Raw genomic sequence first — 21,834 nt, forward strand, 5'->3', positions numbered from 1 at the left:
CCCTTAGCTGGTCGACTTACTACCCTGCACTGATGGCCGCCCGCCGACCGTCGCTGAGCACCGCCGTCGCGCGGTGGCACGCGGACGAGACGACGGTCGGCTCCCCGCTGATCGCCTCGGAGGTCGCGTTCCTCCGGCGGACGCGGGTCTTCGGCGCCACCGGCACGGTGCTGATGGCCATCGGCGCCCTCGGCGCGGGTGCCCGGCCGGTCGTCCAGGATCCGACGTTCGGGGTGCGCCTGCTCAACCTGCCCTCCCGCATTCAGACCGTGTCGTTGACCATGACGACGACCGGTGCGGTCATGATGGCGCTCGCCTGGCTGATGCTGGGGCGGTTCGCTCTCGGCGACCGCCGCATGTCACGCGGCCAGCTGGACCGCACGTTGCTCATCTGGGCGCTGCCGCTGCTGTTCGCCCCGCCGATGTACAGCAAGGACGTCTACTCCTACCTCGCGCAGAGTCAGATCGCCCGCCTCGGCCTGGACCCGTACCGCGTCGGGCCCGCACCGGGACTGGGATTGGACCACGTGTTCACCCTGTCGGTGCCGAGCCTGTGGCGTGACACGCCGGCGCCCTACGGCCCGCTGTTCCTCTGGATCGGCCGGGGCATCTCGGAGATCACCGGCGACAACATCGTCGCCGCCGTTCTGTGCCACCGCCTGGTCGTCCTGGTCGGCGTCGGTCTGATCGTGTGGGCCACCCCGCGGCTGGCCCGTCGGTGCGGCGTCGCGGAGGTCAGCGCCCTGTGGCTGGGACCGTGCAATCCCCTGCTGTTCATGCACCTGGTCGCCGGCATCCACAACGAGGCACTGATGCTTGGTCTGATGCTCACTGGTACCGAGTTCGCGCTGCGCGCCATCAGCCGCACGCGGGACAACTACCCGGCCGGTCCGCTGGTGCCGCGCCCGCTGCGATGGCCGCACGACCGGGCCGACTGGTTGCGGTGGAAACCGCTGGCGATGCTGATCGCCGGGACCGTCCTGATCACGATGGCCTCCCAGGTGAAGCTGCCCGCCCTCCTGGCGGTCGGGTTCGTGGCCGTCGCCCTCGCCGCCAAGTGGGGCGGATCGTTGCGGGCGCTGCTCGTCGCGGGCGGGTCCATGGGGGCCATCGCGGTCGCGGTCACGGCGCTCATCGGGTGGAGCAGCGGCCTGGGCTTCGGCTGGCTGTTCACCCTCGGCACCGCCAACGTCGTGCGCTCCTGGATGTCGCCGCCCACGCTCGTCGCACTGGGGACGGGTCAGGTGGGCAATCTGCTGGGGCTGGGTGACCACACCACCGCCGTACTGGGCCTCACCCGAGCCATCGGTGTGATCATCATCGCAATCCTCGTGACGTGGCTTCTGCTGTCGGTGCTGCGGGGTCGGCTGCACCCCGTCGGCGGGCTCGGCGTCGCCCTCGGCGTCACCGTGCTGCTGGCACCCGTCGTGCAGCCGTGGTACCTGCTGTGGGCGATCATCCCGCTGGCCACGTGGGCGTCGCGGCCGGGATTCCGGGGCACCGCGATCGCAATGACGCTGCTCGTGGGCATATTCGGACCGACGGCCAACGGCGACCGCTTCGCCCTCTTCCAGATCTTCGACGCCACGATCGCGAGCACCGTCATCGTGGCGCTCCTCATCGCCATCACCTACACCCGACTGCCCTGGCGCCCGTTGCCCGAGGCCGACGGCGTCGACGACCGCGCGTCGTCGCCACCGGTGCCACCGGTCGCCAACTCCGACGCCTACGCTGAGACACCGTGACCTCCCGTGTCGTGACAGCTGGCTCCTCGCGCGAGCGCTCGTCGGACGCCCCGGTGCGACTGCGCGGGGTCACCAAGCGCTACGGGTCGACGACCGCCGTGGACGGACTCGATCTGGACGTGCAGCGCGCCGAGGTGTTGGCTCTGCTCGGACCCAACGGCGCGGGCAAGACGACGACCGTCGAGATGTGCGAGGGATTCGTCAAGGCCGATTCGGGGTCGATCGAGATCCTGGGGCTCGACCCCGTCGCCGACAACGCCCGGGTCCGCGAACGCATCGGGGTCATGTTGCAGGGCGGCGGCGGCTACCCCGCGGCGCGGGCCGGCGAGATGCTGGACCTGGTCGCCGCCTACTCGGCCAATCCCCTCGACCCGAAGTGGCTGCTGGACACCCTCGGCTTGACCGACGCGGCGAAGACCACCTATCGCCGGCTGTCCGGCGGTCAGCAGCAACGCCTGGCGCTGGCGTGTGCCGTCGTCGGACGACCGGAGCTGGTGTTCCTCGACGAACCGACCGCCGGCATGGACGCCCATGCGCGGATCGTCGTGTGGGACCTCATCGACGGCTTGCGGCGCGACGGCGTGACGATCGTCCTCACCACCCATCAGCTCACCGAGGCCGAGCAGCTGGCCGACCACCTGGTGATCATCGACAACGGCGTCGCCGTGGCCAGGGGCACCCCCGCAGAGCTGATGGGTCGCGGCGCGGAGAACCAGCTGCGCTTCTCCGCCCCACCGAAGCTCGACCTCTCGCTGCTCGTGACCGCGCTGCCCGAAACCTATGTCGCCACCGAGGTCAGCCCAGGCGAGTACCTGGTCGAGGGATTGGTCGACCCACAGGTGCTGGCCACCGTGACCGCGTGGTGCGCACGGCTCAACGTGCTGGCCACCGACATGCGCGTGGAGCAGCGCAGCCTCGAGGACGTGTTCCTCGACATCACGGGGCGGGAGCTGCGGTCGTGACCACCAATCGGTTCGAGCCGGGCACGTTCACCCCGGATCCGCGACCGGCGAGCGTGCCGAGCATGCTGGCCGCCCAGTTCCGCCTCGAGCTCAAGCTGCTGCTGCGCAACGGCGAGCAGTTGCTGCTGACGATGTTCATCCCGATCACGCTGCTGGTCGGGATGACCCTGCTGCCGCTGGGTTCGTTCGGGCCGAATCGCGCGGCGACGTTCGCTCCTCCGATCATGGCACTGGCGGTGATCTCCACGGCGTTCACCGGCCAGGCCATCGCGGTGGCGTTCGACCGCAGATACGGCGCCCTCAAGCGGCTCGGGGCGACGGCCCTTCCGGTGTGGGGCATCATCGCCGGCAAGTCGCTCGCCGTCGTCACCGTGGTGTTCCTGCAATCCATCCTGCTGGGCGCCATCGGCGTCGGGCTGGGGTGGCGGCCGGCGGTCGCCGGGCTGGCGCTCGGCGCGGTGATCATCGCGCTCGGCACGGCCGCCTTCGCCGCCCTGGGGCTGCTGCTCGGCGGCACGCTCAAGGCCGAGATCGTGCTCGCGATCGCCAACCTGCTGTGGTTCGTGTTCGCCGGACTGGGCGCCCTCACCCTGGAGAGCGAGGTCGACGGCGGAGTGGTCTCGCACACCGTCCGGTTCATCGCTCGCCTCACCCCGTCGGGGGCGCTGACCGAAGCGCTCGGGCAGGCGATGACGGTGTCGGTGGACTGGTTCGGGGTGGCGGTGTTGGCCGCGTGGGGCGCTCTGTCCGCGCTGTGCGCGTTGCGGTGGTTCCGCTTCACGTGAGCCGCCCCTACTACGATCTGTAGTTCGAGCTGCTCTACGATCGGGCCATGGCCGTCGGACGCTCCCTACTGCGGGTCGTGGACGTGCTTCCGCTGCCCAGCCTGCGCACTCAGCGCATCATCGCCGCCGCCGTCGTGTTCACCCAGGGCGGCATCGCGGTCACCGGCGCGATCGTCCGGGTCACCGCCTCGGGGCTCGGCTGCCCCACCTGGCCGCAGTGCTTCCCGGGCAGCTTCGTGCCGGTACCGGTGGCCGAGGTGCCGATCGTCCATCAGGCCGTCGAGTTCGGCAACCGTCTGATCACGTTCCTCGTCGTGCTCACCGCGGCGTTGGCGGTGCTCGCGGTAGTCCGTGCCCGGCGACGCCGGGAAGTGATCGTCTACGCCTGCCTGATGCCCGCCTCGACGGTGTTGCAGGCCGTGCTTGGCGGCATCACCGTCCTCACCGGACTGCTGTGGTGGACCGTCGCGATCCACCTCCTGGTGTCCATGGCAATGGTCTGGCTGTCGGTGCTGCTGTTCGTCAAGATCGGCGAGCCCGACGACGGACTCGCCGCCCCGTCGGTGCCCAACCCGCTGCGCCAGTTGACGGCGCTCTGCGGCGTCGCGCTGTCGGTGGTGCTCGTCACCGGCACGATGGTCACCGGCGCCGGACCGCACGCCGGCGACAAGAGCATCGAGGCACCGGTGCCCCGGCTCATGCTCGACATCGTCACGCTGGTCTACCGACACTCCGCCCTGGTGGCGGCCTACCTGGCGCTGCTGATCGGCCTCGCCTTCGGGCTGCTCGCCGTACGTGCGCCCCGACCGGTCACGATGCGGGTCGTCGTGCTGCTGGTGGCGGTGGCCCTTCAGGGCATGGTCGGAACCGTCCAGTTCTTCACCGGGGTGCCCGCCGTCCTGGTGGCCGTGCACGTCGCCGGCGCCGCCATCTGCACGGCCGCGACGGCCGCCCTGTGGGCGTCGATGCGCACCCGCTCAGTGGTCGAGCGGTCCGAGCTTCAGCCGGTCCAGGGCTGATTCGACCGCCAGCGCGAAGTCGCGCTGCCGGAGGTCCCTGGCGGTCTCGTCGAGCTGCCGCCAGCCCAGCGACGGCTCGACCAGTTCCAATTCCAACAGCCGCGGGTCGTCCGGACCCCCGATGACGTCGACGCGGGCGTAGAGGAACTCGCCGACGTCGAGACCCAGCCGGGCCGCCGCGGCGGCGAGCGCGGCATGACCGACGTCCCACAGCTCGAAGTCCGGGTCGGCCGGCCGGAGGGTCTCCTCTGCGAAGGTTCCGGACTCGTCGAGGGCGGCGCGTTCGCCGGGCGGCGGCAACAGCGGACCCTTGTTGAACGCGTGCGACTGCCGGCCGCCGATGAACACCAGCGCGGTCTCGCCGTCGGCGATTCGCGGGTCGTAGGGCTGCACCAGCGCGGTGTGCCCGTCGGCCTGCAGGGCCTGGGCGTGCGTGCGGGCCAGCTCGGCGTCGGTGAACCGTTGCGCCCCCACCGAACCCGCCCCGATGGCGGGTTTGACCACCACCTGTCCGTCGGGAATCCGGACCGACTCCCCCGGCCCGAAGAACGCGCTCGGCACCACCGGGACCCCCGCCGCCTCGAGATCGGCGAGGTACCGCTTGTCGGTGTTCCACGCCACCACGGCCGGCGCGTTGACCAGATGGGGCACGCGGCGGGTCCAGGCGAGGAACTCCTCGAGTCGCTCGGTGTAGTCCCACGTCGCCCTCGGGATGACGAGGTCGGCCTCCAGCGCGGCCGGGTCGTCCCAGGCCAGCCACCGGGCGTGCAGGCCCCGCGACCGCAGGGCGGGAACCAGGCCGGCGTCGTCGCCGTCTCCCTCGACGAGGGCGCTGCAACCTGCGAGGACGATGCGGGGATGACGAACGTTGGGCCGTGCGAGCTTCACGTTGGAATGATAGGTGGCATGTACGCGATCGAAGTGACCGAAACCGGTGGCCCCGAAGTCCTCACCTACGTCGAGAAGCCCACACCGACACCCGGCCCCGGGCAGGTGCTGATCAAGGCCGACGCCATCGGCGTCAACTTCATCGACACCTACTTCAGGTCCGGTCTGTACCCCCGCGAACTGCCGTTCGTCGTCGGCTCCGAGGTCTGCGGCACGGTCGCCGCCGTCGGCGACGACGTCGCAGCGCTCAACGTCGGTGACCGGGTGGTCACCGCCCAGGCCAACGGCGCCTACGCCGAGTACACCGTCGCACCAGCGGATTTCGTGGCCTACGTGCCCGACGCCGTCTCCGCCGAGGCCGCGGCGTCCTCGCTGCTCAAGGGCATGACCGCGCACTACCTGCTCAAGTCGGTGTATCCGGTGCAGCAGGGCGACACGATCCTGGTGCACGCCGGCGCCGGCGGTGTCGGCCTCATCCTCACGCAGTGGGCGACCAGCATGGCCGTGAAGGTGATCACGACGACGTCGACGGAGGCCAAGGCCGAACTGTCCCGGCAGGCGGGTGCGGTCGAGGTGCTGGACTACCCCGACGATCCGGCGGAGTTCGGCGCCACGATCAAGGAGCTCACCGGCGGCAACGGCGTCGCCGCGGTCTACGACGGGGTCGGTGCGTCCACCTTCGAGGCCAGCCTGGCCAGCCTCGCTGTGCGGGGCACGCTCGCGTTGTTCGGCGCATCCAGTGGGCCCGTCCCCCCGTTCGACCCGCAACGCCTCAACAGTGGGGGCTCGCTGATGCTCACCCGGCCCTCGCTGGCGCACTTCACCCGGACGGCCGACGAATTCTCCTGGCGGGCGGGCGAACTGCTTGACGCGATTGCCACGGGGACGCTGTCGATCACCGTCAGCGAGCGGTACGCCCTGTCCGACGCCGCCACGGCGCACGGCGACCTGCAGGGCCGCAAGACCGTGGGCTCCGTGGCGCTGATTCCGTAGCGTCACCGTGGCAGACGACCTGGAGGTGACCCGGACCTTCGTGATCCCCGCGACTGAGCTCGCTGAACGCTTCTCCCGGTCCTCGGGTCCGGGTGGGCAGGGGGTCAACACCACCGACAGCCGGGTCGAGCTGTCCTTCGACCTGGCCCGCTCGGCGGCGGTGCCGGAGCGGCTGCGCTACCAGATGCTCTGCCGGCTGCGCAGCCGGTTGACCGGCGGGGTGCTGACCGTGACTGCCAGTGAGCATCGCAGCCAGCTGCAGAACCGGGCCGCGGCCCGCGACCGGATGGCCCGACTGCTGCGTGCCGCCGCGGCGGCTCCCCCGCCGACCCGCAGGCCGACGAAACCATCCAGGGGCGCCAAGGAGCGGCGACTGGCCGACAAGAAGCGGCGAGGCGGGGTCAAGCAGGGGCGGCGCGGAGGCTGGGACGCGAGCTAGCCGAACAGCTTGGGAAGCGCCAGCGCCGAGTCGACGGCGAGCGCACAGAACACCACGGCGAGGTAGTTGTTGGACTGCAGGAACAACCGCAGCGGCTTGACCGGCTCACCCCGCTTCACCCCGGCGTACAGCTGGTGGGCCATGGTCAGGAACCACGCACCGGCCAGCAGCGCGACCGCGGCGTACAGCCAGCCCGTCGCCAGTCCCAGGCCCAGCGTCGTCAGCACCGTGAGCCAGGTGTAGATCAGGATCTGCTTGGTGACCTGACGCTCGGTGGCCACCACCGGAAGCATCGGCACGCCCGCGGCCTTGTAGTCGTCCTTGTAGCGCATCGCCAGGGCCCAGGTGTGCGGCGGCGTCCAGAAGAAGATGATTCCGAACATCACCAGCGCGGGCCATTGAATGGTGCCGGTGACCGCCGACCAGCCGATCATCACCGGCATGCAGCCCGCCGCGCCGCCCCAGACGACGTTCTGCGACGTCCGGCGCTTCAGCAGCAGCGTGTAGACGAAGACGTAGAACGCGATGGTCGCGACGGCCAGCACGCCGGAGAGCAGGTTGGTGGTCCACCACAGCCAGGCGAAGGATCCGATCGTCAGCACCAGACCGAAGACCAGGGCGTGCCGGGTCGGCACGGCGGCGCGGGCCAGCGGCCGCAGCGCGGTCCGCTTCATCACCTTGTCGATGTCGGCGTCGGCCACGCAGTTCAACGTGTTGGCGCCCGCGGCCGCGAGCATCCCGCCGAACAACGTGTTCAGGATCAGGAGCGGGTCGACGGTGCCGCGGTGCGCGAGAAGCATCGCCGGGATCGTCGTGACGAGCAGGAGTTCGATCACCCGGGGCTTCGTCAAGGCCAGATAGGCCAAGAGCGTGGTGCGGAGTCGTGCGCTGAGCCGCTTGGCCGGCGACGCCGAACCCTGCGCCTCGCGGGAAATACGGCGCTCGCGAATGCTCACGCAGTTGTTCTCCTCGAATTCGCGGCAGCACGCTGGCTTCTACTACAGACGATGGTAGACCGTGGAACCGCGTGCCCACCAATACGGGGTGGCCCTAGGTGAACGCGCGGCCAACTTGGGTGACGCGGCCTGCGGCGATGTCACGGTCCGCACTAGGGTATTGGGTGACAGCTTGACGACACGAGGAGCTCCATCGTGACCACAACGGAAGAGATTTCCGCCCTCACCCGCCCCCACCACCCCGAAGACTGGGCTGACGTCGACTCGGTCGCCGTCGACACGGTTCGGGTCTTGGCGGCGGATGCCGTACAGAAGGTCGGAAACGGCCATCCCGGCACCGCAATGAGCTTGGCGCCGTTGGCGTACACGCTGTTCCAGCGTCAGATGCGGCACGACCCGTCCGACGTCCACTGGCTGGGCCGGGATCGGTTCATCCTGTCCTGCGGCCACAGCAGCCTGACGCTCTACATCCAGCTGTACCTCGGCGGATTCGGGCTCGAGCTCTCCGACATCGAGTCGCTGCGCACCTGGAAGTCGAAGACCCCGGGCCACCCGGAGTTCCGCCACACCAAGGGCGTCGAGATCACCACCGGTCCCCTGGGCCAGGGCCTCGCCTCGGCCGTGGGCATGGCGATGGCCGCCCGCTTCGAGCGCGGTCTGTTCGACCCCGACGCGGCGCCGGGAACCAGCCCGTTCGACCACTTCATCTACGTGATCGCCTCCGACGGCGACATGGAAGAGGGCGTCACCAGCGAGGCCAGCTCGCTCGCCGGCACCCAGCAGCTCGGCAACCTGATCGTGTTCTACGACCACAACCAGATCTCGATCGAGCACGACACCAACATCGCGCTCTCGGAGGACGTTCCGGCCCGGTACCGCGCCTACGGCTGGCACGTCCAGGAGGTCGAGGGCGGCGAGAACGTCACCGGCATCGAGGAGGCCATCAAGGCCGCCAAGTCGGTCACCGACAAGCCGTCCTTCATCTCGGTGCGCACGATCATCGGCTATCCCGCCCCCACCAAGATGAACACCGGCGGGGTGCACGGCTCGGCGCTCGGCGACGAGGAAGTGGCCGCCACCAAGAAGATCCTCGGCTTCGACCCCGAGAAGAAGTTCGAGGTCCGCGACGAGGTCATCGAGCACACCCGCAAGCTGGTCGACCGGGGCCGGGAAGCCCACGAGAAGTGGCAGCCCGAGTTCGACGCCTGGGCCGAGCGCGAGCCCGAGCGCAAGAAACTGCTCGACCGCCTCACCGCCGAGGAGCTGCCCGACGGCTGGGACGCCGACATCACGTACTGGGAGCCGGGTTCCAAGGCGGTCGCCACCCGCGCCGCATTCGGCCAGGTGCTCAACGACGTGGCGCCGCACCTGCCCGAGTTGTGGGGCGGCTCGGCCGACCTGGCGGGCAGCAACAACACGACCATCAAGGACGCGAAGTCGTTCGGGCCGCCGTCGATCTCCACCGAGGACTTCACCGCCGACTGGTTTGGCCGCGTGCTGCACTTCGGCATCCGCGAGCACGCCATGGGGTCGATCCTGTCCGGCATCGTGCTGCACGGTCCGACCCGCGCATTTGGCGGGACGTTCCTGCAGTTCTCCGACTACATGCGCCCCGCGGTGCGGCTGGCGTCGCTGATGGACATCGACACGATCTACATCTGGACCCACGACTCGATCGGGCTCGGTGAGGACGGACCGACGCACCAGCCGATCGAGCACCTTGCCGCGCTTCGGGCGATCCCCAACCTGTCGGTGGTGCGGCCGGGAGACCCCAACGAGACGGCGTACGCGTGGCGCAGCATCGTCGCGCGTGGCAACGGCAGCGGCCCGGTCGGTTTCATCCTGACCCGGCAGGGCATCCCGGTACTGGAGGGCACGAGCTTCGAAGGGGTGAGCAAGGGCGGTTACGTCCTCGGCGGCGGTACGCCTGCCGACGACGCCGACGTCATCATCATCGGCACCGGTTCGGAGCTGCAGTTGGCGGTGGAGGCGAAGAAGTTGTTGGCGGAGAAGGACATCACCGCCTACGTCGTCTCGATGCCCTGCGTCGAGTGGTTCGAGAGCCAGCCGAAGGAGTACCGCGACAGCGTGCTGCCCCCCGAGGTGTCGGCACGGGTCGCGGTCGAGGCCGCGGTGGCGCAGAGCTGGCACAAGCTGGTGGGTGACACCGGTGAGATCGTCTCCATCGAGCACTACGGCGAGTCGGCGGACGACAAGACGTTGTTCCGCGAGTTCGGCTTCACGGCGGAAGCCGTGGCGGCCGCTGCTGAACGATCACTAGACAACTAGGAGCACACATGACTCAGAACCCGAACCTGGCGGCGCTCAGCGCCGAAGGCGTGTCCGTATGGCTCGACGACCTCTCGCGTGAGCGGCTGCAGACCGGAAACCTGCAGACCCTCATCGACACGAAGAGCGTCGTCGGCGTCACCACCAACCCGTCGATCTTCCAGGCCGCGCTGTCCAAGGGCGACGCGTACGACGCACAGATCGCCGAACTGGCCGAACGGGGCGCCGACGTCGAGGCCACCATCCGCACGGTGACCACCGACGACGTCCGCAACGCCTGTGACCTGCTGGCCAAGACCTATGAGGCCAGCGACGGCGTCGACGGTCGGGTGTCTATCGAGGTCGACCCGCGGATGGCCCGCGACGCCGACAAGACGATCGCCCAGGCGATCGAGCTGTGGAAGATCGTCGACCGGCCGAACCTGCTGATCAAGATCCCCGCCACCGAGCAGGGTCTGCCTGCGATCACCGCGGTGATCGCCGAGGGCATCTCGGTCAACGTCACGCTGATCTTCTCGGTGGAGCGCCACCGGCTGGTCATGGACGCCTACCTCGAGGGCCTGGAGAAGGCGAAGGAGGCCGGGCACGACCTCTCCAAGATCCACTCGGTGGCGTCGTTCTTCGTCTCCCGGGTGGACTCCGAGATCGACTCGCGCCTGGAGGCCATCGGCTCCGACGAGGCCATGGAGTTGCGCGGGCAGGCCGGCGTGGCCAACGCCCGCCTGGCCTACGCCGCCTACCAGCAGGTGTTCGTCGGTGGCGAGCGGTTCGAGGCACTCGCGGCCGACGGTGCCCGCGTGCAGCGGCCGCTGTGGGCGTCGACCGGCGTCAAGAACCCGGACTACTCCGACACGCTCTACGTCACCGAGCTGGTCGCCAAGAACACGGTCAACACCATGCCCGAGAAGACGATGGACGCCGTCGCCGACCACGGCGAGATCAAGGGCGACACCATCACCGGCACCTCCGGCGCCGCGCAGATGCTGTTCGACCGGCTGGTGAACGTCGGCATCGACCTCACCGACGTCTTCCTCACCCTGGAGAACGAGGGCGTGGAGAAGTTCGAGAAGTCGTGGAGTGAGCTCATCGAGGCTACCCAGGAGCAGTTGGACCAGAAGAAGTCCTGACTTGACTGGCACTGCAGTGGGCGACGAGTGGCAGAACCCGCTCCGCGACAAGCTCGACAAGCGCTTGCCGCGGATCGCGGGACCGTGTGCGGTGGTCATCTTCGGCGTCACCGGGGACCTGGCCACCAAGAAGCTGATGCCGGCGATCTACGACCTCGCCAACCGAGGTCTGTTGCCGCCCACCTTCTCGTTGATCGGGTTCGCCCGACGTGACTGGCAGGACGAGGACTTCGGCAACATCGTCCTCAAGGCGGTGCAGGCACACGCCAGAACCCCGTTCCGGCAAGAGGTCTGGGACCGGCTCAACGAGGGAATCCGGTTCGTTCAAGGCACCTTCGACGACGCCGACTCCTTCGCGCGGTTGAAGGAGACGCTGGAGAAGCTGGACGCCGAGCGCGGCACCGGCGGCAACCACGCCTTCTACCTGTCGATCCCGCCCAAGGCCTTCCCCACGGTGTGTGAGCAGCTGTCGACCTCCGGGTTGGCCCGACCCGAGGGTGACCGGTGGAGTCGGGTGGTCATCGAGAAGCCGTTCGGGCACGACCTGGAGAGCGCGCGCTCGCTCAACCGGGTCGTCAACAGCGTCTTCCCGGAGTCGTCGGTGTTCCGCATCGACCACTATCTGGGCAAGGAGACGGTCCAGAACATCCTGGCGCTGCGCTTCGCCAACCAGCTGTTCGACCCGATCTGGAACGCGCACTACGTCGACCACGTGCAGATCACCATGGCCGAGGACATCGGGCTCGGCGGTCGGGGTGGTTACTACGACGGCGTCGGTGCGGCCCGCGACGTCATCCAGAACCACCTGACTCAACTCCTGGCGCTGACCGCCATGGAGGAGCCGGTGAGCTTCAGTCCCGCGGAGTTGCAGTCCGAGAAGATCAAGGTGCTCTCGGCGACTCGGCTCGCAGAACCGTTGGACGACAACACGTCCCGCGGTCAGTACACGGAGGGTTGGCAGGGCGGCGAGAAGGTCGTCGGCCTGCTCCAGGAGGAGGGCTTCTCGCCGACCTCCACCACCGAGACCTACGCCGCCATCACCCTCGAGGTCGACACTCGGCGGTGGGCCGGGGTGCCGTTCTACCTGCGCACGGGAAAGCGCTTGGGCCGCAGGGTTACCGAGATCGCCCTGGTGTTCAAGCGCGCTCCGCACCTACCCTTCGACGCGACCATGACCGACGAGCTCGGCAAGAACGCGTTGGTGATCCGGGTGCAGCCGGACGAGGGCATCACGCTGCGCTTCGGATCCAAGGTGCCGGGGCACGCCATGGAGGTCCGTGACGTGAACATGGACTTCTCCTATGGCTCGGCGTTCGCCGAGGACTCCCCCGAGGCCTACGAACGGCTCATCCTCGACGTCCTGCTCGGCGAGCCGTCTCTGTTCCCGGTGAACCAGGAGGTCGAATTGTCCTGGGCGATCCTCGATCCCGCGCTGACGCACTGGGCGTCCGTCGACGCCAGGGGCGGCAAGCCCGACCCGTACGAATCAGGCGGCTGGGGCCCGGCGTCGGCATCGGAGATGCTCGCGCGGACCGGCCGGGAATGGCGGAGGCCCTAACGTGATCGTCGACCTGGAAGCCACCACCACCACGGCGGTCAACAAGAAGTTGGACGGACTGCGGGAAGAGGGCGGCGCGTTCACGATGGCGCGGGTCTTGACCCTCGTCATCGCACCCGACAGCGAGACCGTTCTCGAGGAGTCCATCGAGGCGGCCAACGCGGCCAGCCGCGAGCATCCCTGTCGGGTGATCGTGGTGCTTCCCGTGGACCGCGACGCCACCGACGCCAAGCTGGACGCCCAGATCCGCGTCGGCCACGATGCGGGCGCCGGTGAGGTCGTCGTGCTCAAGTTGCACGGCCCCCTGGCGGTGCACGCCAGCAGCGTCGTGACGCCGTTCCTGCTGCCCGACACCCCGGTGGTGGCCTGGTGGCCGGACCTGGCGCCGCGGGTACCGGCTCAGGACCCGTTGGGCCAGTTGGCCATTCGACGCATTACCGATGCCACCTACGGCGACGACCCGTTGGCCTGCATCAAGAGCAGGCTCGAGGGTTACACCCCCGGCGACACCGATCTGGCCTGGAGCCGGATCACGTACTGGCGGGCCATGCTCACCTCGGCTCTGGATCAGGGTCCGCACGAGGACATCCAGTCCGCCGTGGTCTCCGGACGCAAGGAGGAGCCAGCGCTCGACATCCTCGCCGGCTGGCTCGCCAGCCGGATCGACGGTCCGGTGCAACGGGCGGTCGGGGAACTGAAGGTCGAGCTGGTCCGCAAGAGCGAGACGATCACGCTCAGCCGACCGCAGGAGGGGGTCACTGCCACCCTGTCCCGCACCGCCAAGCCCGAGGCGAAACTTCCGTTGGCGCGCAGGGAGACCCGCGATTGCCTGGCGGAGGACTTGCGCAGGCTCGACGCCGACGAGATCTACTTGGCGGCGCTGAAGGGAATCGCCGAGGTGGAGTATGTCTGAGACCGTGATCGAAACCTACGCCGACACCGACACACTGGTCGCCGCCGCGGGTGATCGGCTGGTCCTCGCGATCGTCGCCGCGATCGCCGAACGCGACGCCGCCTACGTCGTCCTGACCGGTGGCGGTACCGGCATCAAGCTGCTCAAGCACCTCGGCGACCACGACGAGGCGATCGAGTGGTCGAAGGTGCACCTGTTCTGGGGCGACGAGCGCTACGTCTCCGCCGATGACGACGAGCGCAACGACAAGCAGGCGCGGGAAGCGCTGCTGGACCACGTCTCCATTCCGGCGGCCAACGTGCACGCGATGCCCGCCAGCGACGGCGAGTTCGGCGACGACGTGGACGCCGCCGCGCTGGCCTACGAGCAGGTGCTGGCCGCGAATGCCCCCGCCGGCTCCCCGACGCCGGCCTTCGACGTGCACCTGCTCGGCATGGGCGGTGAAGGACACGTCAACTCGCTCTTCCCGCACTCCGAGGCGACCGCGGAGACCGAGCGAATGGTGTTGGGCGTCACCGACTCCCCCAAACCCCCGCCGGTGCGGATCACCCTGACGCTGCCCGCCGTCGCACGCTCCCGCGAGGTGTGGCTGGTGGTGTCGGGGTCGGAGAAGGCCGACGCGGTGGCCGCGGCGGTGGGCGGCGCGGCGGCCGACGACGTGCCCGCGGCGGGCGCGCTCGGCCGCGACGCCACGGTGTGGCTGCTCGACGAAGCGGCCGCGGCGAAGCTGTAGCTGCCCCCATACTGACTGCCATGGCAGACAAGGGCGACGGCCGTCGACGGCAGGCACCGGCACGACAACGCATCAGGACGTTGACGCACGCCGCGTTGAACGCCGACGCCACCGTCGAGCAGGTGGAGGCGATCCTGGCCGACCTCGGCCAGACGCTCGCCGACCTCGACTCGTCGACCAGCAGCCTGGACGTCACCCTCGAGCGCTTCAACGCCACCATCACCCGCATCGACGAACTCGCGCCCCGGCTGTTTGGCGTGGTCGACCGTCTGGAGGCCATCGTCGGCCGGGTCGAACGCATCGTCAGCGTCGGCGAGTCCGTGGTGGCGCCGTTGGCGGCGACCGAGCACGCGGTGCGGGGCGCGCTCAACGCAGTGCGCAAGAGCGCCGGTCTGTAGAGGGCGACGTGCCCGGACCACTCGAGGTCCTCCCGGTGGCCGACGGCGTCGGTCTGCCGTGGGACGTGCCGGTCGTCGACGCGGTGGCCGTCGTGGCCGAGGCCCGCGCGACGTACGGGGATTCCTTCGTGGTGCGCAGCGGCGGGCGCGACCATCTGTTCACGTTCTCGCCGACCGGCGTCGAGTCGTTCTACGCACTGCCCGAGGAGTCGGCCAGCAAGGGTGTCGCCGACTACCTGATGTTGCGGCGCAAACTGCCCGACGAGGTGTTCGTGGGCCGGCGAATGCTGCCGGACTCGTTGTTCCGGCGCGACGACGTCTCGTCCCATCTGGCCCATCTGAACCACGCCCTCGACGTGACGGAGGCCGAACTGGGCGAGCGGGGCTCGGTCGAGCTGTTCGCCCTGACGCGGCGGCTGGGTCACCGGATGGGGTTGGCGTCGTGGGCGGGGCCGGGCTGCGCCGACGGTGACATCTTCGAGCGGTTGGTGCGCGCGTTCGACGTCCTCGACGGGTCGGAGGCGTTCGTGCACCCCGACGCGATGGCGGCGGTGGCCGCCTCGGGCAAGGTGGTCGAGCGCGCGGCGCTCGACGAGATCGCCGACGTCGTGGGAGATGCTGCGCGGCAGGTCGATTCGGGAGACTCGCAGGACGACGGGCTGTTCGGCCGGATCGTCGCGGCGTGGGCGGCGGAGCCGACGCCCGTACGCCACCGCGGCATCGCGATGGACGTCGCGCTGATTCACGTCGCCTCGATGTCGAACCTGATGGCCGCGCTGGGCTGGGCACTCGTCGACCTCGTCGAGCACCCCGACGCGGCGCGCCTCGTCGCCGCCGGTGACGCCGAGCTCGCCCAGCGCTGCGCGTTGGAGAGCACCCGGCTGGCGCAACGCTCGATCATGGCGCGCACCGTGCTGAAGCCGGTCGCCTTCGACACCGGTGCCGGTGTCGTCGACGTGCCTGCGGGCTGGACGATCGCCACCCTGCTTCCGTTGCTCAACACCTCGGCCGCTCCCGGGCTGCGGAGCTGGGATCCGGGCCGGTGGCACCGGTACCGACTGACCGACGCGACCGCGTTGGCGTCGCCGATGCTGGTGACCGCCTTCGGGCACGGCAGGCACTCGTGCCCGGCGCAGCCGTTCTCGCTGGCGGCGATGACCATGGCGACGACCCGCCTGCTCGCCCGTTACGACATGACGCCGGGGTGGGACCGGTATCCACGTCCGGTGCCCGCGCAGATCGGTGGCGTCGCCCGGTCGGCGGACCCTTGTCGGGTCGACTACCGGGCGCTGGCCTAGCCGCTGTTGCGCAGCGCGGTCGCCAACCCGCTCATGGTGAGAAGGATGCCCCGCTGGACCAGTTCGTCCTCGTCGCCTGAGCGGTACCGGCGCAGCAGTTCGACTTGCAGGTGGTTGAGCGGTTCGAGGTAGGGGAACCGGTTGAACACCGAGCGGGCCAGTGCCGGGTTGTCGGCGAGCAGGTCGTCGTTGCCGGTGATGAGCCGCAGCATCGCGATCGTCCGGTCGTGCTCGGCGACGATCTTGTCGAACACCCTGTGCCGCAACGCCTCGTCCTCGACGAGCTCGGAGTACCGGGCCGCCAGGCCCATGTCGGCCTTGGCCAGCACCTGCGCCATGTTGGACAGCACCGAGCGGAAGAACGGCCACTTCTCGTAGAGGTCGTGCAGCACGGCCAGCCGCGCCTCCTCCTCACCGTCGGCGATGAACTCCTCGAAGGCCGTTCCGGTGCCGTACCAACCGGGCAACATCACCCGTGACTGGCTCCAGGCCAGCACCCACGGGATCGCGCGGAGGTCGGAGATCGCGGTCGTCGGCTTGCGGGAGGCGGGCCTGCTGCCGATGTTCAGCGCACCGATTTCGCTGACCGGCGTCGACGCCTTGAAGTAGTCGACGAAACCCGGTGTCTCGTGCACCAATTCGGAGTACGCGCGCTGGGCCCGGGCGGCCAGGTCGTCGAGCACCTCGTAGGCGTGTGAGGCAGCGCTGCCCAGTCCCTCGGTGTCGAGCAGCGTCGACTCCAGCGTGGCGGCGAGCAGGGTCTCCAAATTGCGGTGCGCGATGGTCGGTTCGGCGTACTTGGCCGCGATCACCTCACCCTGCTCGGTGATGCGCAGCGAGCCCTTCACCGCGCCAGGGGGTTGCGCCAGGATCGCGTCGTAGCTGGGCCCGCCACCGCGGCCCACGGTGCCGCCGCGACCGTGGAAGAGCCGCAGGCGAATTCCGGTCTTGCGCGCCGATTCGACCAGTTCGAGTTCGGCGCGGTACAGCGCCCAGTTCGCGGCCAGGTAGCCGCCGTCCTTGTTGGAGTCGGAGTAGCCGAGCATCACCTCCTGCTGCTCGCCGCGCGCGTGCACCAGCGCCCGGTACAGCGGGATGTCCAGCACCGCTTCCAGGATCGACGAACCGCGCTGCAGGTCGTCGATGGTCTCGAACAGCGGCACGACGCCGACGGGGCTGTACGGCTCGTCCCCCGAGGCGTCCAGCAGGCCGGCCTCCTTGAGGAACACCGCCGCCTCGAGCATGTCCGACACCGACTGGCACATCGAGATGATGTAGTTGGGCACCGCCTGCGGGCCGAACACTCGGACCGCCCTGGCCGCCGCGGCGGTGATGTCGAGTTCCTTGCGGGCCAGCTCGGAGAGCTCCGCGCCGGGGCTCACCAGCGGCCGGCGGGTAGCCAGCTCGGCGGTCAGCACGTCCACCCGCTCCGCCTCCGACAGCGACGCGTAGTCGGCGTGCACGCCGGCCCAGGCGAGGAGTTCGGCCATCACCTCTTCGTGGACGTCGGAGTTCTGCCGCAGGTCCAGACCCGAGAGGTGAAAGCCGAAGACGTGCACGGCTTCCCGTAGCCGGGCGAGTCGGTCGTCGGCCAGCAGGGAGCTGCCGTTCGCCCGCAGGGACGCGTCCACCACGTCGAGGTCGGCCTGGAACTGCTCGGGCGTCTCGTAGCGCTCCATGCCCAGGTCCAGCTGGTACTCGGGTTGGCGGTCCAGGATCGAGGTGGCCGTCGCCGTCAACCGGCCGTGGATCACCCGCAGGGCGCGACGGTAGGGCTCGTCGGCGCGGGCCGGTTCGCCACGGGTGTCGGCCAGGTCCCGCAGCTCGTCGCTGATGTGCACCAGCCGCACCGACATCGACAGTTCCTCCTCGAGCGCGGTGAGCTCGACGAAGTAGTGCGCCAGCGCCGTGTACGCGGCACTGCCGGTGGCCAGTCGGACCACGTCGGCGGTGACGTTCGGGTTGCCGTCGCGGTCGCCGCCGATCCACGACCCGGGCCGCAGGATGGGCTGCTCGAGCACGTGGGCGTCGGGCCAGCGCGCCTGCAGCGCGGTGCGGACCTCGGCGTTGACCTGAGGGATGACCTCGAAGAAGGCGGCCGGGTAGTACCGCAGTCCCGTTTCGATCTCGTCTTGAATCTTCAACCGCGACAAGCGAATCAGTGCCGTCTGCCACAGCACCAGGATGTTGCGGCGCAGCTCGAGGTCGATGCTGCGACCGTCGTCGGTGCGGGTCTGGCCGTGCATCCGCAACCGCATCAGCTCGGTGATGCGGTGCTGGGTGTCGAACACCGTTCGGCGGCGGGTCTCGGTGGGGTGCGCGGTGATCACCGGTGAGACCAGCGCGCCGGTGAGGGCGTCGGCGACGGTCTCGGAGTCCAGCTTGGCCGATTCCAGCTTGAGGTACGTCGCGGCCAGGCTGCTGTTCTGCGGTGGCTCACCCGCCTCGACGTGCACGGCGCGGCGTCGTTCGCGGTGGATGTCCTCGGCGACGTTGGCCAGCAGCGCGAAGTGGGTGAAGGCCCGGATGACGGGAATCGCCTCGTGCACGTCGATGCCGTCGAAGAGGCTGGCCAGGTCCGAGCGGTCGATTTCGGACCGCCGCACCTGGAATGACCCGACGCGGGCCCGCTCCACCAGGTCGAAGACGTGATCGCCGTTCTGTTCGCGCACGGTGTCACCGAGGATGGCGCCGAGGAGACGGATGTCCTCGCGCATCGGTTCGGTGGCCTCCCGGCCGACCTGGGTTCGGCGCACCGAGCCGATGGGTGCGAGGGCGGTATCTGGGGCATCGGCCATGACGACAAGTATCGACGTACCGGGAACCGCCCGCACTACGAGGCTCCGGCGACCGGAACGATCGGCGTCGGGGTGGGGGTCGTCGAGGTCACGGGGTGGGCGGGCGGCGGCGGCGCCTGGCCGAAGGGAAGCACGATCGGCGTCGCGGGCGGGTGGGCGTCACCGCCGTCCGAGTCCCCGGAGCTCGAACTCTGCGCGGGCGGCCAGTCCACGCTGGTGGGGGGCCAGCTGTCACCGCCGCCCGAACCGCCCGAGTCCCCCGGCGGCGGACAGCCGGATCCCGCTCCGAAGTCGCCGGCGCCCGTGCAGTCGGCGTGTGCGGCACCGGCGGGTGCCATGGTCAGGGCCGCCGAGCACAGCACGACCGCCGCGTACCGGGTGACCCTCCGCATCGGCCTCACAACGAGAGGATGTCGCCGTAGACGTTGACGCTCTCGTCGGACTTGTCGGTGTCGATCATCACCGAGGCGAAGAACCGGATGGCCACGGCACCACCGCAGGCGTCGACCTTGACGTGCGCATCGTGGACCACGATTTCGCCGGTGCGGCCCTTGAGGGTCTTCTTGCCCAGCCCGACGTTGGTGATGGTGCCGGGCAGGAGGTTGATCGAGACGTTGCCGCCCAGATCGGCGAAGGGGCCGACGTCGTTCAACACGTCGCCGCCACTGGAGTTGGGATTGATGCCGACGTCCGCGTCCCCGCCGACGCTGCCGCCCTCGCTGAGATCGATCTGGCAGCCCAGTTGCAGGCCGAAGACCAGCGTGCCCGAGTTCACGGCGACGGCGCCGTTGCCGTCGATGCTGGCGGCGGCCTTTCCGGTGACGAAGCCCTCCCTGGTGAAGGCCGTCGCGGCCATGTTGGGCACGGAGTTGATCGTCATCCGTGTCAGCGCGGCGCTGAGGTGCCAGCCGTCGTCGGTGTCCGCCGCTTGGACCACGTCGGCGACGGGAACGGGTTCGGCGGCGGCAACGCCCACGTTCACGCCCGTGCCCGCGCCGACGCACAGGAGTACCGCCGAGAACGCACCTGCGCGAAGAAGTCTGGGCACGCGCTGATGGTATGGGCCGGCACTGGGTGATTCCTGAACGTCGTTCCCGGTTGCGGCGAGTGCGCAATGGGTCAGGATGGCCCGGTGACCGCGCCTGCGACGATCTTCTCCGCCCGTCGAATCGTCACCATGGATCCGGGTCGACCCACCGCGACGGCCGTCGCCGTGGCCGGCGACCGGATCACCGCAGTCGGGTCGGTCGAGGCGCTGCGTGGCGCCGGTGTCGTCGACGACCGGTTCGCCGATGCGGTTCTGCTGCCCGGGCTGATCGACCAGCACCTGCATCCGGTGCTCGGCGCCACCACCCTGATGACCGACGTCATCGCCACCGAGGACTGGGAGCTTCCCGGCCGGCGGTGCCCGGCCGCGGACACCGAGCGGGAGTACCGCGCGCGGCTTGCCGACGCCGAGCGAGCCCTCGACGATCCAGGGGCGTGGCTGATCTCGTGGGGATATCACCGGCTGTGGCACGGCTCGCTGGACCGCACGGTGCTCGACGGGATCAGCCGCACCCGGCCGATCGCGGTGTGGCAGCGCAGTTGTCACGAGTGGTTCCTCAACTCCGCTGCCGTCGACGTCCTCGGCATCACGGCCGACGGCATGTCCGGGCACGGGCCTGCCAGCGACATGGTCGACGTCGAGGCCGGGCATTGGTGGGAGTCGGGCATGAACCTGCTGTTGCCTCGCCTGGCACCGCACTTCATGCCGCCGGACCGGGTCGCCGCGGGGTTGCGGCAGATGGTGGCCTACCTGCGCGCCAACGGCGTGACCGCGTTCAACGAGCCCGGCATCATGTGGGACGTCGAGCCGTGGCAGCTCTACCTGGACGTCCTCGGCGCCGCCGACACCCCGTTGCTCTCGACGTTCCTCGTCGACGCCCGCAGCCAGGCGGACGCGGGGATGGATCCCGCCGACGCGGTGGCCGACGCCGAACGCCAAGTCGCCCGCGCGAGCACCGGGAAGGTCCGGCTGCTGCCCAAGCAGGTCAAGCTGTTCGCCGACGGCGCGATCATCAGTCAGCTCATGCAGATGCGCGATCCGTACCTCGACGACGCGGGTCAACCCGATCCGTGTCATCACGGCGAGTGGATGATGCAGCCGGAGGTGTTCCGGTCGTTTGCCGCGGCGTACTGGAACACCAACTGGCAGTTGCACGTTCACGTCAACGGTGACGCCGCGCTCGACCTGGTGCTCGACACCGTCGAGGAGTGCATGGCCCGTCATCCCCGCACGGACCACCGCACCGTGATCGTGCACTTCGCCAACTCCACCGAGGAGCAGGTCGACCGCATCGCCCGGGTCGGCGCCATCGTGTCGGCCAACCCCTACTACCCCGTCGGGTTCGCCGACAGGTACGCCGCCCACGGCCTCGGTGCGGCCCGGGCGGACGCCATGGTGCGGTCGGCGTCGGTGCTGCGCCGCGGCATCCCCCTGTCCTTCCACTCGGATCTGCCGATGGGACCCGCGGCCCCGCTGACCCTGGCATGGTGCGCAGTCAACCGCCGAACACCCAGCGGTCGGGTCGCCGGGCCCGAGCAGCGCATCTCGGTGCACGACGCCTTGCGCGCAGTGACCGTCGAGGCCGCCTACTCCTGGCGGATGGAGGACGATCTGGGCAGCATCTCGGTGGGCAAGCTCGCCACCTTCACCGTGCTCGGCGAGGATCCCTACGCCGTGAATCCGGAGCGGCTCAACGAGATTCCGGTTCTCGGCACGGTGTACGAAGGTCGATGGTTCCCCAACGGGGGGTGATCCGGTAGCGTCGGCCGCGGTGTCCAGGGCGCCTCCGGTCCGCGGAAACGGGTTCAACCCTCCTGGGATGACGATCGTTTCGGCCCGTCCCTCCTTTCGGCCCGACGCAGCGGACATCGGGTGCGACGAAAGG

General features: G+C 69.5%; 19 protein-coding genes. 14 read left to right on the forward strand and 5 right to left on the reverse strand.

The window, feature by feature from the left end; all coding sequences use genetic code 11:
• Nucleotides 1–32 precede the first annotated feature (32 nt).
• Genes mptB through H7J06_RS24235 form a run of 4 tightly spaced genes read left to right on the forward strand, consistent with a single transcriptional unit; the run spans nt 33 to nt 4,511 of the window.
• Entirely contained in the window at nt 33–1,745 is a 1,713-nt protein-coding gene (mptB, locus tag H7J06_RS24220; protein WP_264041847.1) for a polyprenol phosphomannose-dependent alpha 1,6 mannosyltransferase MptB, read from the forward strand.
• A complete protein-coding gene (locus tag H7J06_RS24225) occupies nt 1,742–2,707 on the forward strand; it encodes an ABC transporter ATP-binding protein (protein WP_308205830.1) in 966 nt (321 codons plus the stop codon). Before mptB ends, H7J06_RS24225 begins: the two co-directional genes overlap by 4 nt.
• A complete protein-coding gene (locus H7J06_RS24230; protein WP_264041849.1) occupies nt 2,704–3,492 on the forward strand; it encodes an ABC transporter permease in 789 nt (262 codons plus the stop codon). The genes H7J06_RS24225 and H7J06_RS24230 overlap by 4 nt, the downstream gene beginning before the upstream one ends.
• A 47-nt stretch (nt 3,493–3,539) precedes the next feature.
• Nucleotides 3,540–4,511: a COX15/CtaA family protein gene (locus tag H7J06_RS24235; protein WP_264041850.1), complete on the forward strand. Its 972-nt coding sequence runs from the start codon at nt 3,540–3,542 to the stop codon at nt 4,509–4,511.
• Here the strand turns inward: H7J06_RS24235 and H7J06_RS24240 are convergent.
• Nucleotides 4,470–5,399: an ATP-grasp domain-containing protein gene (locus tag H7J06_RS24240; RefSeq protein WP_264041852.1), complete on the reverse strand. Its 930-nt coding sequence runs from the start codon at nt 5,397–5,399 to the stop codon at nt 4,470–4,472. The genes H7J06_RS24235 and H7J06_RS24240 overlap by 42 nt on opposite strands.
• 18 nt (nt 5,400–5,417) lie before the next feature.
• Between H7J06_RS24240 and H7J06_RS24245 the strand changes: the two genes are divergently transcribed.
• Together H7J06_RS24245 and arfB are read left to right on the forward strand one after the other, a co-directional pair.
• On the forward strand, nt 5,418–6,392 hold the full coding sequence (locus H7J06_RS24245) for a quinone oxidoreductase family protein (RefSeq protein ID WP_264041853.1): 975 nt from the start codon (nt 5,418–5,420) through the stop codon (nt 6,390–6,392).
• 7 nt (nt 6,393–6,399) lie between these two features.
• Nucleotides 6,400–6,831 carry an alternative ribosome rescue aminoacyl-tRNA hydrolase ArfB gene (arfB, locus tag H7J06_RS24250; RefSeq protein WP_264041854.1) on the forward strand — a complete coding sequence of 144 codons (432 nt, stop codon included), beginning with the start codon at nt 6,400–6,402 and terminating at the stop codon, nt 6,829–6,831.
• Here the strand turns inward: arfB and H7J06_RS24255 are convergent.
• A complete protein-coding gene (locus H7J06_RS24255; protein ID WP_372515405.1) occupies nt 6,828–7,787 on the reverse strand; it encodes a heme o synthase in 960 nt (319 codons plus the stop codon). The genes arfB and H7J06_RS24255 overlap by 4 nt on opposite strands.
• Nucleotides 7,788–7,982: 195 nt before the next feature.
• Between H7J06_RS24255 and tkt the strand changes: the two genes are divergently transcribed.
• From tkt to H7J06_RS24290, 7 genes are read left to right on the forward strand one after another with little or no spacing between them, the layout of a single operon-like run.
• Nucleotides 7,983–10,076, forward strand: a complete 2,094-nt coding sequence (gene tkt, locus H7J06_RS24260) for a transketolase (RefSeq protein WP_264041855.1) — start codon at nt 7,983–7,985, stop codon at nt 10,074–10,076.
• Between the two features lie 8 nt (nt 10,077–10,084).
• On the forward strand, nt 10,085–11,203 hold the full coding sequence (tal, locus tag H7J06_RS24265) for a transaldolase (protein ID WP_264041857.1): 1,119 nt from the start codon (nt 10,085–10,087) through the stop codon (nt 11,201–11,203).
• Nucleotide 11,204: 1 nt separating this feature from the next.
• Nucleotides 11,205–12,761: a glucose-6-phosphate dehydrogenase gene (gene zwf / locus H7J06_RS24270; protein ID WP_264041859.1), complete on the forward strand. Its 1,557-nt coding sequence runs from the start codon at nt 11,205–11,207 to the stop codon at nt 12,759–12,761.
• A gap of 1 nt (nt 12,762) precedes the next feature.
• The gene (gene opcA, locus H7J06_RS24275; protein WP_264041860.1) at nt 12,763–13,674 is read left to right on the forward strand and encodes a glucose-6-phosphate dehydrogenase assembly protein OpcA; all 912 of its coding nucleotides are present in this window, start codon (nt 12,763–12,765) and stop codon (nt 13,672–13,674) included.
• Nucleotides 13,667–14,407, forward strand: coding sequence for a 6-phosphogluconolactonase (gene pgl / locus H7J06_RS24280; protein ID WP_264041862.1), 741 nt, complete (start codon nt 13,667–13,669; stop codon nt 14,405–14,407). Before opcA ends, pgl begins: the two co-directional genes overlap by 8 nt.
• 20 nt (nt 14,408–14,427) lie before the next feature.
• A complete protein-coding gene (locus H7J06_RS24285) occupies nt 14,428–14,805 on the forward strand; it encodes an ATPase (RefSeq protein ID WP_264041863.1) in 378 nt (125 codons plus the stop codon).
• A gap of 8 nt (nt 14,806–14,813) precedes the next feature.
• Nucleotides 14,814–16,103 carry a cytochrome P450 family protein gene (locus H7J06_RS24290; protein ID WP_264041864.1) on the forward strand — a complete coding sequence of 430 codons (1,290 nt, stop codon included), beginning with the start codon at nt 14,814–14,816 and terminating at the stop codon, nt 16,101–16,103.
• On the opposite strand, the gene ppc is transcribed toward H7J06_RS24290, so the two are convergent.
• The 3 genes from ppc to H7J06_RS24305 are packed head-to-tail and all read right to left on the reverse strand — an operon-like array spanning nt 16,100 to nt 19,883.
• Nucleotides 16,100–18,901, reverse strand: coding sequence for a phosphoenolpyruvate carboxylase (ppc, locus tag H7J06_RS24295; protein ID WP_264041865.1), 2,802 nt, complete (start codon nt 18,899–18,901; stop codon nt 16,100–16,102). The two genes, H7J06_RS24290 and ppc, sit on opposite strands and share 4 nt — an antisense overlap.
• 35 nt (nt 18,902–18,936) lie before the next feature.
• Complete coding sequence (locus tag H7J06_RS24300) at nt 18,937–19,293, reverse strand: hypothetical protein (protein WP_264041866.1); 357 nt, start codon at nt 19,291–19,293, stop codon at nt 18,937–18,939.
• Nucleotides 19,294–19,298: 5 nt separating this feature from the next.
• Nucleotides 19,299–19,883, reverse strand: coding sequence for an MspA family porin (locus H7J06_RS24305; RefSeq protein WP_264041971.1), 585 nt, complete (start codon nt 19,881–19,883; stop codon nt 19,299–19,301).
• Nucleotides 19,884–20,033: 150 nt separating this feature from the next.
• Here H7J06_RS24305 and H7J06_RS24310 point away from each other — a divergent pair, with 150 nt between their 5' ends.
• Nucleotides 20,034–21,701, forward strand: coding sequence for an amidohydrolase (locus H7J06_RS24310; protein WP_264041867.1), 1,668 nt, complete (start codon nt 20,034–20,036; stop codon nt 21,699–21,701).
• The last annotated feature ends 133 nt before the right edge of the window (nt 21,702–21,834 follow it).

Source organism: Mycolicibacterium hodleri (genome assembly GCF_025822245.1).
Classification (GTDB): Bacteria; Actinomycetota; Actinomycetes; order Mycobacteriales; family Mycobacteriaceae; genus Mycobacterium; species Mycobacterium hodleri.